General features: G+C 73.0%; 16 protein-coding genes and 1 riboswitch. Of the genes, 8 read left to right on the top strand and 8 right to left on the bottom strand.

Features of this window, described 5'->3' with window-relative positions; genetic code table 11:
- Nucleotides 1–9: 9 nt before the first annotated feature.
- Nucleotides 10–804, bottom strand: a complete 795-nt coding sequence (locus tag ABZ261_RS09465) for a thaumatin family protein (RefSeq protein ID WP_356857041.1) — start codon at nt 802–804, stop codon at nt 10–12.
- A gap of 360 nt (nt 805–1,164) precedes the next feature.
- On the opposite strand from ABZ261_RS09465, the gene ABZ261_RS09470 reads away from it, so the two are divergent.
- The gene (locus ABZ261_RS09470; RefSeq protein WP_356857043.1) at nt 1,165–1,410 is read left to right on the top strand and encodes a DUF5133 domain-containing protein; all 246 of its coding nucleotides are present in this window, start codon (nt 1,165–1,167) and stop codon (nt 1,408–1,410) included.
- Between the two features lie 497 nt (nt 1,411–1,907).
- Here ABZ261_RS09470 and ABZ261_RS09475 read toward each other — a convergent pair whose 3' ends face one another.
- The 3 genes from ABZ261_RS09475 to ABZ261_RS09485 form a co-directional block, all read right to left on the bottom strand.
- Entirely contained in the window at nt 1,908–3,776 is a 1,869-nt protein-coding gene (locus tag ABZ261_RS09475; protein ID WP_356857045.1) for a glycoside hydrolase family 76 protein, read from the bottom strand.
- Nucleotides 3,777–4,210: 434 nt separating this feature from the next.
- The gene (locus ABZ261_RS09480) at nt 4,211–4,381 is read right to left on the bottom strand and encodes a hypothetical protein (RefSeq protein WP_356857047.1); all 171 of its coding nucleotides are present in this window, start codon (nt 4,379–4,381) and stop codon (nt 4,211–4,213) included.
- Between the two features lie 324 nt (nt 4,382–4,705).
- Nucleotides 4,706–5,932 carry an MFS transporter gene (locus ABZ261_RS09485; RefSeq protein ID WP_356857049.1) on the bottom strand — a complete coding sequence of 409 codons (1,227 nt, stop codon included), beginning with the start codon at nt 5,930–5,932 and terminating at the stop codon, nt 4,706–4,708.
- An 87-nt stretch (nt 5,933–6,019) separates the two neighbouring features.
- Between ABZ261_RS09485 and ABZ261_RS09490 the strand changes: the two genes are divergently transcribed.
- Both ABZ261_RS09490 and ABZ261_RS09495 read left to right on the top strand, forming a co-directional pair.
- On the top strand, nt 6,020–6,544 hold the full coding sequence (locus ABZ261_RS09490; RefSeq protein WP_356857051.1) for a helix-turn-helix domain-containing protein: 525 nt from the start codon (nt 6,020–6,022) through the stop codon (nt 6,542–6,544).
- A gap of 118 nt (nt 6,545–6,662) precedes the next feature.
- Nucleotides 6,663–7,388, top strand: a complete 726-nt coding sequence (locus tag ABZ261_RS09495) for a lysophospholipid acyltransferase family protein (protein ID WP_356857053.1) — start codon at nt 6,663–6,665, stop codon at nt 7,386–7,388.
- A gap of 81 nt (nt 7,389–7,469) precedes the next feature.
- On the opposite strand, the gene ABZ261_RS09500 is transcribed toward ABZ261_RS09495, so the two are convergent.
- Entirely contained in the window at nt 7,470–9,065 is a 1,596-nt protein-coding gene (locus ABZ261_RS09500) for an alpha/beta hydrolase (RefSeq protein ID WP_356857055.1), read from the bottom strand.
- Between the two features lie 727 nt (nt 9,066–9,792).
- Nucleotides 9,793–10,071 (bottom strand): type II toxin-antitoxin system Phd/YefM family antitoxin, encoded by a 279-nt coding sequence (locus ABZ261_RS09505; RefSeq protein WP_356857057.1) that lies wholly within the window; start codon nt 10,069–10,071, stop codon nt 9,793–9,795.
- Nucleotides 10,072–10,284: 213 nt separating this feature from the next.
- Here ABZ261_RS09505 and ABZ261_RS09510 point away from each other — a divergent pair, with 213 nt between their 5' ends.
- The 3 genes from ABZ261_RS09510 (at nt 10,285) to ABZ261_RS09520 (ending at nt 12,281) form a co-directional block, all read left to right on the top strand.
- On the top strand, nt 10,285–10,920 hold the full coding sequence (locus tag ABZ261_RS09510; protein WP_356857059.1) for an ATP-dependent Clp protease proteolytic subunit: 636 nt from the start codon (nt 10,285–10,287) through the stop codon (nt 10,918–10,920).
- A 7-nt stretch (nt 10,921–10,927) separates the two neighbouring features.
- Nucleotides 10,928–11,233: a hypothetical protein gene (locus tag ABZ261_RS09515; protein ID WP_356857061.1), complete on the top strand. Its 306-nt coding sequence runs from the start codon at nt 10,928–10,930 to the stop codon at nt 11,231–11,233.
- Between the two features lie 433 nt (nt 11,234–11,666).
- A riboswitch (cyclic di-AMP (ydaO/yuaA leader) is annotated at nt 11,667–11,804 on the top strand.
- A 3-nt stretch (nt 11,805–11,807) separates the two neighbouring features.
- On the top strand, nt 11,808–12,281 hold the full coding sequence (locus ABZ261_RS09520) for a C40 family peptidase (RefSeq protein ID WP_356857063.1): 474 nt from the start codon (nt 11,808–11,810) through the stop codon (nt 12,279–12,281).
- A gap of 634 nt (nt 12,282–12,915) precedes the next feature.
- Here the strand turns inward: ABZ261_RS09520 and ABZ261_RS09525 are convergent.
- A complete protein-coding gene (locus ABZ261_RS09525) occupies nt 12,916–13,374 on the bottom strand; it encodes an ATP-binding protein (RefSeq protein ID WP_356857065.1) in 459 nt (152 codons plus the stop codon).
- A 212-nt stretch (nt 13,375–13,586) separates the two neighbouring features.
- Here ABZ261_RS09525 and ABZ261_RS09530 point away from each other — a divergent pair, with 212 nt between their 5' ends.
- Together ABZ261_RS09530 and ABZ261_RS09535 are read left to right on the top strand one after the other, a co-directional pair.
- A complete protein-coding gene (locus ABZ261_RS09530; RefSeq protein WP_356857067.1) occupies nt 13,587–14,447 on the top strand; it encodes a helix-turn-helix transcriptional regulator in 861 nt (286 codons plus the stop codon).
- A 9-nt stretch (nt 14,448–14,456) separates the two neighbouring features.
- Complete coding sequence (locus ABZ261_RS09535; RefSeq protein ID WP_356857069.1) at nt 14,457–14,678, top strand: DUF397 domain-containing protein; 222 nt, start codon at nt 14,457–14,459, stop codon at nt 14,676–14,678.
- 89 nt (nt 14,679–14,767) lie between these two features.
- On the opposite strand, the gene ABZ261_RS09540 is transcribed toward ABZ261_RS09535, so the two are convergent.
- Entirely contained in the window at nt 14,768–15,895 is a 1,128-nt protein-coding gene (locus ABZ261_RS09540) for an 8-amino-7-oxononanoate synthase (RefSeq protein WP_356857071.1), read from the bottom strand.
- Between the last annotated feature and the right edge of the window lie 135 nt (nt 15,896–16,030).

The following is a 16,030-nucleotide window of genomic DNA, read 5'->3' on the forward strand; positions in this document are numbered from 1 at the left end:
TCGCTCCCCTCACGCGCCGGCGTGGAACTCGACGGTGAAGCCGCTGCACGAACTGCACTGCTGCATCACCTGGTTGCCGGGCTCCTGGTCGTGCCGCGACCAGGCGTAGGCCTTCGGGCAGTGCGAGGCGACCATGTTGCTGTAGGCGGTCTTGGCGTCCCTGTTGGGGTTGGTGCACAGCATCGGCTTGCCGTCGGGCCACCGGGTCAGATTCTCGGCCGGACACAGCGGCAGCAGGTTCTCCGAGCAGCCCATCGCGGCGCAACCGCCGCCGCCGGGGCCGACGTTGACCGGAGTGATGGTGATGGGCACCGAGAAGGCGTTGACGTAGCTGACGTCGTACCAGGGGGCCAGGCCGTCGGCGGTGTCGAAGTTGAACTCCGCCAGACTGACCGGCTGTTCACCGGTCTCGCAGTGGTCGGCGTACTTGCCGCAGTCGCCGAGCCGGCAGTGGAAGTCGCTGCCCGAGGTGCCGCTGCAGCCCATGCGGGCGAAGAACTTGCCGCGCCAGTGGCCGGGATCGGACGTCTCGGGGACGGTGATGGTCGCCGACTGGTCCGGCTGCAGCACCGGCAGCCCGGTGAGCTGCTTGGAGCCGTCGGCGTTGACGGTGCTGCCGACCCACACCGTGCGTCCGGTGTGGTTGACGAACGTGACCGTGTGGGCGGTCGCGGCGGCCGCCGCCGGAGCCGCCGAACGGGACACCGGGGTGGGGTCGGCGCCGGCCGCCGCGCCGGTGTGCGGCGTCACCGCCACCAGGACGGCGGCCGCCGCCGCGGCGAGGGTCGTCAGGATCTTGCGCACGGCTCCTCCGTGGAAAGCCTGTGAGTGGGGGGTGGGGCCGGCGGGCCGGACGGCCGAGAGCGTCCGACATCGTTGTCGTGCGCGCATTTGGTCCAGTCGTCACCAACCGAACCCTCGGTCGACCCGGAGCCGACAGCCGCCTATGACACCGACACCCGCCTTCCGTGTCAATGGTCCGGACCGATCGCCGATTGCTTCCGGACATGCGGGCAGGGGTGTCGGCGAGGGGGCGGCCCTCGTGCATACAGCGTCCCGGCGGGGGCAGACGAGTCTCGGAGGAAGCTTCCTCTCCCCTTTCCACCGGGTGCCGTCCGGCGGCGCGGGCCCGTGCCCCGGCCGCCTTCGAGAGAGGTTGTCGCAGTGTTGCTGCCTGCGGAGAAGGAACTGCGTGCGGTGCTGGCCCGCTTTGCCGAGGCTCGTTTCCGCCATGATCTGCAGCCGACCGGCCAGTCGAGCCGCGAACTGGAAGACGCCTCGTACACGCTGTGCGTCATGACCGGCACCCCGTCGGTGGACGAGGCCCTCGCCGCGGCCGACGCTCTGCTGGACCGGATGCGGGCGGACCGTCGCCCGTCGACCGAGGCGCCCCAGATCCTGGCCGCCTGACCGGACCGGCTCCGCGGGACCGCGGGGGCGAAGGACGCGGGACGGCGGCCGACGCCACGCGGCTCGGCGGGCCGGCAGGGACGGGCCGGATCCGCCGACGTGGTCCAGGGGCCGCTGTCCCGGTCGAGCGGAGGGGCGCCGCCCGGCACCGCCGCCGCTTCCGTTCAGCGGGAGCAAGGTGTCCGGATGCGCGGTGGTGACGAAGAAGGCGACGTCGGCCCTGTGCTCGCGGCGGGCGGTACCGACGAACGTCCGCATGTCCCGCGAGGACACACTCCGGTGCGGACACACTCCGGCGCGGCGCATACTTCTTGCACTGGACGACCGGCTTGCGGCCGTCGGCCAGGTACCCGACGACATCCGCGGCCACATCGCCGCTCCCCACGACGGTCGGCGACCGTCCGGACCTCCCCACCGAACGGGCCACCACCGCGCCGGGACGGCCGGACCGGGGCGTCGCGCTCGCGGAGGGTGACGGCCGAGGCTCGCTCGCCGGATCAGCCGGCTGCCAGCAGCGCGCTCAGGGCGGAGGCCTGGGTGCGCCAGTCCCGGATGTCGGGGTGGTCGGTGGTGCCGCCGCCGGACCAGCGTTGACCGAGGCGGTTGAGGCTGTCGCGGGCGGCGGACCAGACACTGTCGGCCTGGGTGGCGGCGAAGGCGAGGTAGGCGTTGCCGGTGGCGGAGTTCAGGTCCTGGAGGTACCGCATGAAGATGCCTTTGAACTGCTTGGCGTTGTCGTCGCAGTCCGAGGGGCCCGAAGCCGGTGCGTCGCAGGACTCGGTGAGGATGCCGCTGCTCACCAGCGCGGGTGAAGCGAGGGCTGCGTCGGCGAGGCGGCGGGCGGCGGCGAGCGCGGCGGCACTGCCGGTCGCCCGCCGGATCTCCACCGCGGCGCCGATCGCCAGACCCTGGTTGTAGCTCCAGACGGTCTGGCCGTTGTTGGCGCAGTCGCGGGTCAGCCCGTCGTTGACCAGGCCGGAGGCGTTGACCAGGCCGCTGCCGAGGAACCAGTTCCAGGCGGTGGTGGCCCGGTGGAGCCAGACGGTGTCGCTGGCCAGCCGGTTGTGCAGCGCGGCGGTGAGACGGACGTACAGCGTGGTGGTGACGGCGTTCTTGTACGTCCGCTCGCGGTCCCACCACACTCCGCCACCGCACCTTCCGGTGTCCCAGTATCCGCTGACGTAGTCCGCGATGGTGACGGCCTCGTCGAGGTAGCGGCGGTCGTGGGTGAGGTCGTAGGCGTCGATCCAGGCCAGTGCCCACCATTCGCTGTCGTCGGTGGCGCGGCTGATGAAGTGTCCCTCGATGGGGTCGGAACTGCGCGCCCCGGCCGGAAAGGCCACCCGGTTGGTGCGGAAGGTGCGGTCGACGATCCAGGTGTACCGCGTGTCGCCGCTCTTCCTCAGGTAGTCGATGACGGTGGTCAGTGCCACCGCGGAGTTCCACCAACTGGAGGGCCAGTAGGCCGTGGTGGGGTCGTAGGAGTACATCAGCGCGTCGGCTGCCGCGGCCGAGCGGGTGGTCACCGGCCGGGCCCAGGCGGTGCAGCTGCCGTTCTGGCCCTCCACCGCACGGCCGCAGGCCCGCACTGCGCCGCCGTAGAGGCGGCCCAGCGGGTCCGTGGCGTTGAACCGCGCGGTACCGGTACCGGTCGCCCCGGCGGGCACCGGCAGCCGGCCGAGCGAGGATCCGTCGGGCCAGCTCTCGCCGCCGTTCCAGGACCGGTCCAGCCAGACCTCGTCGCCCGCCCGGCCGCCTGCCAGGGTCGCCCAGACCCTCCCGGCGCTGTCGGCGTGCAGTGCGACGGTCCGTCCGGCGAGCTCGGTGGGGGCCACCGGCCGGGTGTCGCCGGGGGCGGTGCCCGTGCCGTCGCAGACCGGTGCGCAGACCGCCGTGTGCGCCCACGCGGTGCAGGTCACGCCCTGGGCGTCCCCGCAGGCGCGCAGCAGGCCGCGCCGGTGGGCGCCGGGGTCGTAGAGGTTGTACATGAGCGTGCGGGCACCGGTCCGGGTCGCCGGGACGGCGGCCTTCCCCAGCAGTCCCTCCCAGGTGGCGCCACCGTCCCAGGAGCGGTCCAGCCAGACGGCGTCGTCCGGCCTGCCACGGTCGATGCTGGCCCAGGCCATCCCCGCGGCGTCATCGACGTGCAGCCGCAGCAGACGGCCGTTGACGTTCACCTCGGCCACCGGGAAGGTCTCCTGGGTGGCCCGCGACGGGTCCGTCGCGTCGCAGTGCAGGGAGCAGACCGCGGCCGGCGCCAGGGGGCGTGGCGCGGCGGCTTCCGGCGCCCGGATCCGGCCCGCGGCGAGCAGCAGGGGGACCAACGCCAGCACCAGCAGGAGTCTCGGCAGGGGACGGACGGACACGGCTGGTCCTCCTCGCGCAGGCTGCGGGGGAAAGCTGTGGGACGTCGCCGGCCGCGCCGAGGCGCCCGAGGGTCGGCCGGGGCGCCGCGGCTGGTCCGGACGTGGCTCAGGTCCGGGCCGGGTTGCCGGCGGGCGGCCTTCGTTTCGACGGTGCAGGGGAACGCGCTGAGCGGATGACACCACCGCCACGCGGTCATGTCCATGCCTCAGACGGAAGTCGCCGGCGGCACCGGTGTTCCAGTGGGCCCGAGGAGTGGTTTCTCGCCGTCAGGGCCGCCGGGGATGTGACCGGGGGTCAGTACGACGATCCCGGTGTGGCGGCGGCGCGGGCCCGTCGCCGGTCCGGAAGCCGGTGGCCGTGCACGGGCACCGGCCGGCGCCCGTGCACGGCCTGCCGGGTCACGGCACGGAGGGGACAGGCGACGCCCGCACCCTCACCCTCTGGGCCGGTCCTGCGAGGGGTGCACAGGCACGTCGGACGAGACTGCCCAGGGCATCACCCGTGCCAGGTCGCGGCGTATACGGTCGGCTTCACCGCGTACCTCGGCGACGATGTTGCCGCGCTCGGCGACGAGGCGGCTGAAGATGGGGGTTTCCTGGAACACGCGTACGGTCTGCTTTCTACTGGTGGGCGGCCGTCGGCCGGTGCGGGGAGCTTACAGATGCGGGGGTGAGGCCGGTCCGGGACGGCGAGCGGGCCGGCGGCGTACCGAGGTGCGTGCGCAACAGCGTCCAGGAGCGGGCCATGTCCGGCACCCTATGGGGTGCCGCTGACAGTGCGGCACCCGGCCGTTCACCCGGCCGTTCGAAGGGGGAAGCGCCGCGCCTCGGCGCCACTGCTTCACGCACCTGCGGTGACCGATGAGCCCGCCCCTGATCGCCGACGGGTGCACCAGCACTTCGACAGACGCGCCGTGCCGGGTGCGGGGTCAGTCGCTCCTCTGCTTCTCCTTCTCGCCGCGGTGTGCGTCCGCCGCCTCGGAACCGGCCTGCGACGTCCTGGAGCGCCGGCGTGCGTCGGTTGCCCAGACGATCAGCGCACAGGTCGCGAACCCGGCCCCGAGGAGGCTGGAGGCGGCCCAGCCGTGCGAGGTGAGGACGGAGGTGGTGGCGGCCGCGCCGAGGGCTGAGCCGAGGGAGTAGAAGACCATGTAGCCGCCGATGACGCTGCTCGTGCGCTCCGGATGCACGGTGGTCAGCAGGTGCTGGTTGCTCACGTGCACGACCTGGACCGCGAAGTCGAGCGCCACGATGCCGATGACGAGCAGCCACAGCGACCAGGACAGCTGCGCGGTCGCGGCCCAGGAGGCGATGAGCAGGGCCAGCGCGAGGCCGGTGACCGGGACCGCCCGTCCTGCGTCCGCCCACCGTCCCGCACGCGCCGCGCCCAGTGCGCCGGCGAGTCCGGCGATGCCGAACAGTCCGATCCGGCTCTCGCTCAGGTGCCACGGCGCGTTCGCCAGCGGCAGGGACAGCCCGCTCCACAGGGTGCCGAACGATGCGAAGAGGAAGAACGCGATGAGACCGCGCGTCAGGAAGAGACGCTGCCCGAACAGCGCGCCGAACGAGACGACGGCCTGCCGGTAGCCCGCCGGCCGGCGAGATCCGTCGTCGGGCGGCAGCGCGCGCAGCACCAGGGCGGCGAGGGCGGCGGCGAGCACACCGAGCACGGCGTACACGCTCGGCCAGCCCCACACCTGCGCGAGCACGCCGGTGACGAACCGCGCGCCCAGGATGCCCACCACCACGCCCGACGTCACGACACCGATGGTGCGTCCGCGCTCGGCGGGCGGCGAGACCGACGCGGCGTAGGCCACCGTGGTCTGCACCACGACAGCGAACATTCCGGCCAGCGCGAGCCCGGCGAAGGCCGCCCACGCAGCCGAAGCCGCAGCCGTGAGGAACAGGCCTGCCGCGGTGGCGGCCATGTGCACCGCGATGAGCCGACGCCTGTCGGCGACCACGTCGCCGAGCGGCACCAACAGCACGAGACCGGCCAGATAGCCGATCTGGCCGGTCGAGACGATCCACCCGGAGTGCCGTGCGGACACCCCCAGGCTGTCTCCCATGGACGCCAGCACTGTCTGCGCGGCGTAGACGCTCGCTACCGCGACACCGCACACGGTCGCGAGGAGTAACCGTCGCCCGACGTCCATCACGCCCCTGAGGAGATGAGTAGCAATCTGAAACCAATTCGACCGTAGGGCATGATGGTCTCACTGTGCAACTCATCGGGAGGTGTCATGCCGCGCCCCTCCACGGGCTCTTCGAGCCCTGCCTGGACCGATCCCGACTGCCCGGTAGCCCGCGCGCTCGACCTCGTCGGTGACCGGTGGAGCCTCCTGGTCGTCCGGGATGCGATGGACGGGGCACGGTCCTTCACCGAGTTCCAGCGACGGACCGGCATCGCCCGCAACATCCTCACCGACCGCCTGCGCAGGCTCACCGCCCACGGAGTCCTGACCCAGCGGACCGCGCCCTCGGGCCGCCGGCGGCAGTACGTCCTCACCGACGCCGGCCGCGACCTGTTCCCGGTCCTGCTCACCCTCCGCCAGTGGGGGGAGCGCCACGCCTTCGAACCCGGCGAGCCGCACTCCACACTGGTCGACCGGCACGGCGCCCGGGTGCCGGAGATCAAGCCGACCGGCGCCGACGGCGCCCTCGTCGACGCCGACACCACTCACGTGCAGAAGACCGGCGGCGAACGGCGCCGGGCGGCCCCGGCGGCCGACTGCCCGTCAGCCGACCCGGCCGGAGGGTCAGCATGAGACCGCCGGAACGTGGTTACAGATGACGGCAGGTGAACATCAGCCGATATCCGTGCTCCCCGGGCTGCGCCGGGGAGACGCCGGTTCGAAGGGGAGCCGGCAGAGTGAGGAGCGAGCCGTGTTCTACTACCTGCTCAAGTACGTGGTCCTGGGACCTGTGCTCAGGCTGGTCTTCCGGCCGCGGATCGAGGGACTGGAGCACGTGCCCGCGTCGGGGGCGGCGATCATCGCCGGCAACCACCTGTCCTTCTCCGACCATTTCCTGATGCCGGCGATCCTGAAACGGCGCATCACCTTCCTGGCCAAGGCGGAGTACTTCACCGGCCCCGGGCTGAAGGGCCGGCTCACCGCGTTCTTCTTCCGCAGCGCCGGCCAGATCCCGGTGGACCGCTCCGGCAAGGAGGCCGGTCAGGCGGCGGTGCGCGAGGGGCTCAAGGTGCTGGGTCGGGGCGAACTGCTGGGCATCTACCCGGAGGGCACCCGCTCGCACGACGGCAGGCTGTACAAGGGCAAGGTGGGCGTGGCGGTGATGGCGCTGAAGGCCGGGGCCCCGGTCGTGCCCTGCGCGATGATCGGCACGTTCGAGGCGCAGCCGCCCGGCAAGGTGGTGCCGAGGATCCGTCCGATCACCATCCGCTTCGGCGAGCCCCTCGACTTCTCGCGCTACGCCGGGATGGAGAACGAGAAGACCGTGCTGCGGGCCGCCACCGACGAGATCATGTACGCGATCCTCGCGCTCTCCGGCCAGGAGTACGTCGACGAGTACGCGGCCGATGTCAAGGAGCGTCAGGCGGCCGCGAAAGGCGCGAGGGAGCGCAGGTTCCCGCGGGCGCCGCTCAGTTGACCCGTGCCCCCACCGAGGGGCGCTCACCGCGAAGGGGCGGCCGGAAAGCTCCGGCCGCCCCTCGTCGCCGCAGGGATGCGGTTACGGCTTGGGCGTGGCGTGCGGGGCGCAGGTCACGTCCTTGCGGTCCAGCGTGCCCTTGAGCAGGTACGCGTCGACGCGCTCGTTGACGCAGGGGTTGACCAGGCTGGTGACGCCGTGGGAGCCCGCGTCCTTCTCGGTGATCAGGCGGGAGCCCTTGAAGCGCTTGTGCAGCTCGACGGCGCCCTCGTACGGGGTGGCGGCGTCACGCGTGGACTGCACGATGAGGACCTTCGGCAGGCCCTTGTGCGTCCTGACCTCGACCGGGGTGCGCTGCTTGGCGGGCCAGGTGGCGCAGGGCAGGTTCATCCAGGCGTTGGCCCAGGTCATGAACGGGTGGTCCCGGTGGAGCCGGGTGTTGTCCCGGTCCCACTTCCTCCAGCTGGTGGGCCATTTGGCATCGGTGCACTCGACGGCCGTGTAGACCGCGTTGGAGTTCTCCGAGGCGATGTTGCCCGCGGTGTCGGACAGGTCGGGGGCGGCGGCGTCGATCAGTGCCTGGGTGTCGCCGGCGACGTACTTGCTGAAGACCGTCGCGACCGGCACCCACGAGGAGTCGTAGTACGGCGCGCTCTGGAAGAAGGAGATCAGCTCGGCCGGGCCGACGACCCCGCCGATCGGGCTCTTCTTTGCCGTGGCGCGCAGTTCGAGCCACTTGGCCTGGACGGCGGCGCGGGTGGTGCCGAGGTGGAAGGCGGCGTCGTTCGCGGCGACCCAGTCCTGCCAGTCCTTCCAGCGGCCCTCGAAGGCGACGTCCTGGTCCAGGTTGGCCTCGTACCAGATCTTCTCGCGGGAGGGGTTGACCACGCTGTCCACGACCATGCGGCGCAGGTGCCCCGGGAAGAGGGTGCCGTAGACGGCGCCGAGGTAGGTGCCGTAGGAGACGCCGAGGTAGTTGAGCTTCCTCTCGCCCAGCGCGGCGCGGACGACGTCCAGGTCGCGGGCGGTGTTCGGCGTGGTCATGTGCGGCAGCATCCAGCCGCTGCGCTCGGCGCAGCCCTGGGCGTAGGCGCGGGCCAGCTTGCGCTGCGCGGTCTTGTCGGCCTCGCTGTCCGGGACCGGGTCCGGCTTCGGGGCCTTGACGAACTCCTGCGGGTCGACGCAGGAGATGGGCGTGGAGTGGCCGACGCCGCGCGGGTCGAAACCGACGAAGTCGTAGGCCTTGGCCGCGTTGGCCCACAGCGCGTTCTTCGTGGTGACCCGACGCGGGAAGCGCAGGCCGGAGCCGCCGGGGCCGCCCGGGTTGTAGACGAGCGCGCCCTGGCGCTCACTCTTGCTCCCGGTGTTGCCGATGCGGTCCACGGCGAGCTTGATCTGCTTGCCGTACGGGTGGGCGTAGTCCAGCGGCACCGTGACCCAGCCGCACTGGATGGGCTTCTCGAGCCCCCAGTCGGCGGGGCAGTCCTGCCAGTCGACGCCCGCCTGGGCGGCCCGGGCGGCGGCGATCCGGACGCCGTTCGCCTCCCGGTCCTGACTGTGCCGGCCGACCGCGCCGGCCGTCGGAGCGGACACCGCCCCGGCGATCAGGGTGGCGGTGACGAGCACTCCGGCCGAACTCAGCGCCGCCACGCGGCTTTTCGGTCTGTAGTCCCTCAAGTGGGCCCTCCCCGTGCTTCGCTGCGAGTGGTCAGGCGGGGATCCTCTCGACTGCGAGCCCGCTGAGGACAGGGTTTACCGCCCTTCTTTACCAATCCGATAACCGGATGATCACGTCTCGCTGAGCGGAACCTCGGTCACCGGTCGATCTGTCGGCGTGTCGCGCGCCGCGGCCGCAGCGTCCCACGCGGGACCGTGGGCCAGCACGGCACTTCTGGCGAGCGGCACGCGCGTGGGCGGGGCGCACTCCCCCGGCATCGCCGGGGTCGGGGCGCTCGGCATGGGACGGGCGGCTCGGCGGTTCCGCCCGCCGCACGGGGTCTTCGGAGCGGTCCCCGCTCCGACGGGAACGGCCGCGGCGACCCCGCGAGGACAGCCGTCCGGTGGGTGCGGCGTTCGACGCCCGCGGTCGCGGGCCGCACGGCAACCGTCCGCGGGGAAGCACGGCGGCTCGCGAGCCCGTCCGGCGCACCCGGTCGCGGAGCTGCTGGGACATGGGCTGTGGGACGGGCGCCCGTCGGCAGGCGCCGGCGGATGCCGAGCGCGGTCCCCGCTTCAGCGGATCGGGCCGGTGGCCCGCGGGGTCAGCCGTCCGGTGAGCGCCGGCCTCGGCGTCCTCACCGGTTCGGGCCGGGCGCTGCACCGCGGGGCCGGGGGCACCCGGCGAGCCGGCGTCCACCGGGCTCCGGGCTCCGGGCTCCGGCGAGGGGCCGGTGCCCGGCGCGGCTCAGGTGGTGCCCGGCCTCCTGTGTTCCGCGGCGATGCCGAAGCGCTGCTGCTCGCGCACGGCGGGCCCGGTCTCGCGCACCAGGGACACGGAGCGGACGATCTGCTCCTCGCCCGGCTCGTCCAGGGCGTCCAGGCGTTCCAGGTCGGCGGCCGAGACCAGGGCGACGAGGGGCTTGCCGTGCCGTGTCACGACGACGCGCTCACCGCCGTACACCACGCGGTTGATCAGGTCGGCGAGCTCAGCCCTGGCTTGCGTCACCGGAATCTCGTAGGCCATACCCCCAGCTTACGGGCACCCCCTGACAACCCCCTCGGCCGTCGCGCGCACGGGCTGCCATCCACCCGGCCGGGCGGGCCGGGTCCGGAAGGGCGCGCGGCAGCACCCTCCAGGTTCCCTCCCTCGCCGCCCGACACCCCACCACTCTGTACGTCCTGTACATTTTCAACAGACGAGCCGGCCGACGGCTCCGCCGCGAAGAGGGGTGTGCCCATGTCCCGACCATCCGCCCGCCATGTCCTGCCCGAGTTCACCGAACGCACCGGATCCGCCGTGCGGACGCTCGACCCCTACGCGAAGCTCTTCGAGGACCGGGTCGTGTTCCTCGGCACGCCGATCGACAACGCGGCGGCGAACGACGTGACCGCGCAGCTCATGTACCTGGAACACGCGGTTCCGGACCGGGACATCACGCTGTACATCAACTCGCCGGGCGGTTCCTTCGACGCGATGGCCGCGATCTACGACACGATGCAGTACGTCAGCTGCGACGTGGCGACCTACTGCCTGGGCCAGGCCGCCTCCACGGCCGCCGTGCTGCTCGCGGGCGGCGCCCCCGGCAAGCGGTTCACGCTGCCCGGCGCGCGCATGGTGCTCGGGCAGCCCGCACTGCCGGAACCGGTGCGCGGGCAGCCCAGCGACCTGCTCATCCAGGCCGGGGAACTGACCCGGGTACGGGAGCTGCTGGAGGCGATGCTCGTCCGGCACACGGGGCGCACGGCCGCACAGGTCCACCAGGACCTGGAGCGGGATCTCGTCCTGGACGCCCCCGGAGCGCTCGCCTACGGCCTGGTGGACGGCGTCGTGCCCAGCCGCCGGGACGCGCTGGGCGCACCGGGCGCGCGGTGAGCCCCCGATGCTGCCGGAACTTCCGCCGCTGCCCGCCCTGACCCGGGCCGAGGGCGAGCTGATCGACTGTTATCTGGAGGCGGTCGACCTGCTCGGCCGCGTCAACCCGGCCCGGAGCGGTGACACGTACGGCGGTCTGCGCGCGGCCCAGGCCCTGGTGCGCAAGGCGGCAGAGCTGCGTGACGCCCTTGCGCTGATGCACCAGCGGGGCGAGACGGAGCTGCACGGGGACACGCTGGCACGGGCGTTGCGGGTGCTGGACGGTGAGCGCCGGACCGCTCGCGTCGCGCTCCCGACCGACGGCGTGGGCTGAGACGGACACACGTCCGGACCGATGGGTTCGCCCCGTCGACGCGTGCCGTTCGGGCCGGACTTGAAACGGCCCGAACGACGTACGCCCGACCGGGTTACATCCCGAGCCGTTCCCGGGTTCCCCGAGTTGCGCGCGGCGGGGGCCCAGGAAGCGTCGCGTGACGCTTCGTCGCAGGTCGGGGGCTACGTACGGGAACTGACGGAGGTTCGAACACAGCGCGGTCCACCCGGACGGGTGAGTGGTGAGTAACACCACAAATCCCCGATTCCGTTGGGATTTTCGGACAGGTGTGAGTGAAGATCCCGTCTGACGACAAGCCCCCGCCACAGCGGCGGGGCGGTCCGGGCGGACGCCGAGTCCTGCCGCCGCCTGGATGACCGGTCGACGGAGTGGATCGGCAGGAGTGGAGGACCCGAGCAAGACGGGTCGCCGGCGCGGAAGCGCGTCTGCTCGACGCAGACGGGCGGAGGTTCCGGGCGATCCTTGGGGTGAAGCCGCGGCAACGCGGCCGGGCAACTTCGCCAGCCCGAATCCGACAGGTCATCCTTCACAGGCGGCTGACGAAGGGTTGCGCATGACTGCGCTGAATCGTGTCCCGTCGCTGATGGCCCGGGCCGGCACGGCCTCGGCTCTCACCCTCGCCGCCGTGGGCGGCTCGATCGCGGTGCCCGGACTGGCCACCGACGCCTCCGCCGCGACCACGGCGACGAAAGCACTGCACATCGCCGCGTCCAAGAAGGGCTCCCCGTACCGTTACGGGGCCACCGGGCCGCGCAGGTTCGACTGCTCGGGGCTGACGCTCTACTCGTTCAAGAAGGCGGGCAAGAAGCTGCCGCGCACCGCCGCCCAGCAGTACAACAAGACGCACCACATCTCCGCCAAGCACCGCAAGGCCGGCGACCTGGTGTTCTTCCACTCTGGTTCCAGCGTCTACCACGTCGGCATCTACGCCGGTCACGGCAAGATATGGCACGCCCCGAAGACCGGTGACGTGGTGCGGCTCCAGAAGATCTGGACCAAGAGCGTCTGGTACGGCCGGGTCAGCTGACCGCCGCCGACGCGGGAGCGGCTCCGGCTGGGGAGCCGCTCCGAGCCCGCCGTCGCCGCCCCGGCCGCCCGCCCGCACCGCACGGGCGGCCGGGGCGGCCACGGCCGCCCGCCCCGCCGTTCACCCGGCGCGGCGGCCGCCCTGGAGGCGGCCCCTGCGCCGGTCTCCGGGCGACCGCCGCGGCTTCCGGGCCGCCGCGGCGCCCCCGGTGCGCACGCCGGGCCTCGGCCCGCAGCCGCCCGCCCGGCAGCGCACAGGCCCGGACCGACGCGGGCACGGGCACGCGTGACGCGGGCACGGGCACCCGCGGCCACGCACGAACGGCCCCCTCAGCGGTGCGGGCCCCGCGACCCCTGCCACGCGGGCAGGGCCACCGGCACGGCCGCTGCGCCGGCTGCCGGCGGTGCGGTGCGGTGCGCACCCCGGCGCTCCCCCGCGCCCGCTCTCCCGGCCGGGCGCCCACACCCCGCGCGCTCGCCGTCCGGACCGCGACCGAAGCGGCCGGTGCGGCCCGGACGAGGGCGCCCGCCAACCCCTCCGCACGACGTGCCGCCCGCCGCGCGGAGGTGACGCATCCGGCCGCATGCCTTTCGCGCGCCCCTGCGCGCGCCACCGGGCCCGCCGGCTGCGGGCGTCAGGGGCCGGGCCGGCCCACCGGGGGGAGCGGAGCGGCCGGTGCGGCCCAGGGGAGTTCGATGCAGACCGTCTTGCCGCCCTCGCGGGTGGGGCGGACGCGGAGCCTGCCGCCGCACTCCGCGGTGAGCCACCGGATGATGACCATGCCGCGGCCGTTGTCCTGCTGGACGGCCGCGGGCAGTCTCTTCGGGAAGCGCGGGTGGCTGTCCGTGACGCCGATGTGCAGGTGCTCGTCCCGGTCCAGCGCGATGGCGACCGTGAAGGTGGGCGACTGGCCGAAGGTGTGCTGGACGGCGTTGGTGGCGAGTTCGGAGACGATGAGCCGCACGGTCTCGGCCGCCTCGGTGTCCGACGGGAGGCCCCACTCCGCGAGCGTGCCCACGACGTAGGAGCGGGCCGCGGAGACCGAGGCGGGATCGCTCGGCAGAGTGACGGATGCTTCCAGGTGGCCTGCCATGGCGACGTCGTCCCTTCCCGCGGGACCGCGGTCCGACATACAGCGGAGGGTTCGCGTACGGTCCCGGACTGGTGCTTGTCCGCCAGACTGCCACCGACGGGCCGGTCACGGGGGGCGATCCACCAAGATATGCATATATCTGTCGCTCGATGCGGTGAACTCCGCGCCGCGGGACCGTATGCGGGCGGCCCGGTCGGAGTAAGGAGGAGCCCATGCAGAACGGTCCGGCGGTGCGCCGCCGCAAACTGGGCGCCGAACTGCGCATGCTGCGTACCGGCGCCGGGCTCACCAGCGGTGAGGCCGCCCGGCTGGTCGGCTGGCACCAGTCGAAGGTGAGCCGCATCGAGACCGGCGCCAGCGGTGTGAAACCGGCCGATCTGCGCTTGCTCCTGGACGCCTACGCGGTGCGGGACGGACAGCTGCGCGAGTTACTGCTGATGCTGGCGGGGTCGGACGAGGCGGGCGGACGGCACCGCTGGTGGCACGCCTACCGGGGGGTGCTGCCGCCCACCTACCGCGACTTCATCAGCCTGGAGTCGCAGGCGCGCGCGATGCGCACCCTGGAGACCACGGTCGTGCCCGGCCTGCTGCAGACCGCCGACTACGCCCGCGCGGTCACCCGGGCGGCCGTGAAGGACCTGGACGAGGACCGCCTGGACACGCTGGTGGAGGTGCGGCTGGCCCGGCAGGACGTGCTGCGTGCGGACCCGCCGCTGCTGCTGAGCGCCGTGCTGGACGAGGCGGTGCTGCGCCGCGAGGTCGGCGGCCCGCAGGTGATGGCCCGGCAGCTTCAGTGGCTCACGGAGGCCGCCCAGCTGCCCCAGGTACGGCTCCAGGTCCTGCCGTTCGGGGCCGGGGCCCATGTCGGCCTCACCGGGCCTTTCGTTATCTTCTCATTTCCGAGCACTTCTGACCTGGACGTAGTAGTTCTCGACCAGTTGACGAGTAGCCTCTATCTGGAACGGAAAGAAGACCTCGTGGCCTACTCCGAGGCCTTCCGCACCCTTCAATCCCAAGCCCTCTCCCCCGAAGACTCGGTGGACTACATCGCCGGGATAGGTGACGGCGCGTAAGGAGGCACCATGACCGCACTGCCTCGGAACGTTCCTGCCAGTACCGACCTGCGCGGCGTGCGCTGGCTGCGCAGCAGCCACAGCACGGGCGCCAACAACTGCGTGGAGACGGCCCAACCGGGCTCCGGCCCCGGCGCCGGCCTGCTCGCCGTGCGCGATTCGAAGAACCCGGCCGGACCCGCGCTGCTCTTCTCCACCGGCAGCTGGACCGGTTTCGTGACCGCCATCTGATCGGTTTCGATCGCCCTCACCCGTCCTCCGTGCGACTCACGGCCGTGTCACCCCGCCTCACGGCGGCGTCACGGCGGCCTCACGCCGCCTCACGGCCGTGTCTCGCCGATGACCCGTACAGCGCGTTCGATCTCGGCCTCGGACAGGTCCGCGCGGGCGGTCAGCCGCAGCCGTGAGATGCCGTCCGGCACGGAAGGCGGGCGGAAGCAGCCCACGGCCAGTCCCGCCGTACGGCAGTCGGCCGCCCAGCGCACCGCCTGCTCCGGGGACGGAGCCCGCACGGAGACCACCGCGGCGTCCGGACGCACCGCTTCCAGGCCCGCGGCGGTCAGCCGTGCGTGCAGGGCGGCGGCCACCTCGCGGGCCCGCGCCGCCCGCTGCGGCTCGCGTTCGAGCAGCCGCAGCGCGGCCAGCGCGGCCCCGGCCGCCGCGGGCGCCAGTCCCGTGTCGAAGATGAACGTCCGGGCCGCGTTGACCAGGTGGTCGATCACCCGGGCGGGGCCCAGCACCACTCCGCCCTGGCTGCCCAGCGACTTGGACAACGTCGCCGTCACCACCACGTCGGCGGCGCCCGCGAGTCCGGCCGCGTGCGGCGCGCCCCGGCCGCCCTCGCCCAGCACGCCGAGCCCGTGGGCGTCGTCCAGGACCATGCCCGCGCCGTGTTCCCGGCACGCCGCGGCCAGCTCGGCCAGCGGGGCCCGGTCGCCGTCGACGGAGAAGACCGTGTCGGAGACCGCGATCGCCGCTCCCCGGTGCGCGGCGAGCGCCTTGCGCACCGCCTCCGGGTCGGCGTGCCCGACGACCTGCGTGCCGCCCCGGGCGAGCCGGCAGCCGTCGATGAGGGAGGCGTGGTTGCCCGCGTCGGAGACGATCAGCGAGCCGTGCGGGCCGAGCGCGGTGACCGCGGCCAGATTGGCTGCGTAGCCGGAGGAGAACACCAGCGCCGCCTCGAAGCCGCAGAACGCGGCCAGCGCGCGCTCCAGTTCGGTGTGCAGCTCGGTGGTGCCGGTGACCAGCCGGGAGCCGGTGGAGCCGCCGCCCCAGACCCGCGCGGCCCGGGCCGCCCCCTCGGTGACCTCGGGATGGCGGGCCAGGCCCAGGTAGTCGTTGCTCGCCAGGTCCAGCAGCGGCGAGCCGGCGGGGCGCGGACGCAGGGTGCGGACGAGTCCGGCGCGGCGGCGCGCCCCGGCCTGCTCGTCGATCCAGCCGAACGCCATGGGTCCTCCGTGGCTTTTGTAGGTAGCGGACAGACATTAGCGGGACGGCCCACCGCCCAGGGTGTGGCAATACCCACACGGCGAACCGCGCCCGTTGTGCGACCCCTCCTTGGCCGGGGGCGGTCCGGTAGGACA

This window comes from Streptomyces sp. NPDC006193, from assembly GCF_040613915.1.
Lineage (GTDB): Bacteria > Actinomycetota > Actinomycetes > Streptomycetales > Streptomycetaceae > Streptomyces.